The sequence below is a fragment of the Streptomyces mutomycini genome (assembly GCF_001700505.1).
GTDB lineage: Bacteria > Actinomycetota > Actinomycetes > Streptomycetales > Streptomycetaceae > Streptomyces > Streptomyces mutomycini.
Genome location: NZ_MAPV01000336.1, coordinates 306 through 866 on the forward strand (window position 1 = coordinate 306; position 561 = coordinate 866).

A 561-nucleotide genomic window follows, 5' to 3' on the forward strand; every position below is an offset into this window, starting at 1 on the left:
CCCGGCCTGACGCCCATACGGGTCGGGCGGATGTCGGCAACACCGTTCGCGTTTCTGCGCGGCTCCGCCGGATTGATGGCACATGACCTGACGGCCACGCCGTCCACGGGGGTGGGTGCCCAGCTCTGTGGTGACGCGCACGCGGCCAACTTCGGCTTGTACGGCGATGCGCGCGGGAACCTGGTCATCGATCTCAACGACTTCGACGAGACCGTGTTCGGCCCGTGGGAGTGGGATCTCAAGCGGCTCGCCACATCGNNCCTGCCGGCAGGGTGCGTACGACACGGTGGGCGCGTACCGGCGCACGATGCGTCTGCTGGCCCGGCTGCCCGCACTCGACGCGTGGAACGCCATCGCCGACGAGGAGCTCGTCTCGCACACCGACGCCCGGGACCTGATCGGGACGCTGGAGCGGGTCTCCGCGAAGGCGCGCAACAACACGAGTGCCCGATTCGCCGCCCGGTCAACGGAGGAATGCGAGGACGGCGGTCGCCGCTTCACCGACGCACCGCCCGTGCTCCGCCGGGTACCGGACGCGGAGGCGGCGGCGGTCGCGGCGGG

General features: G+C 71.2%; 2 pseudogenes. Both read left to right on the forward strand.

The annotated features are described in order from the left end of the window. Window positions 1-30: 30 nt before the first annotated feature. Window positions 31-258 (forward strand): annotated as a pseudogene (locus tag BFF76_RS34300) (DUF2252 family protein); the annotation flags it as partial. A 2-nt stretch (window positions 259-260) separates the two neighbouring features. Next, window positions 261-561 (forward strand): annotated as a pseudogene (locus BFF76_RS34305) (DUF2252 family protein); the annotation flags it as partial.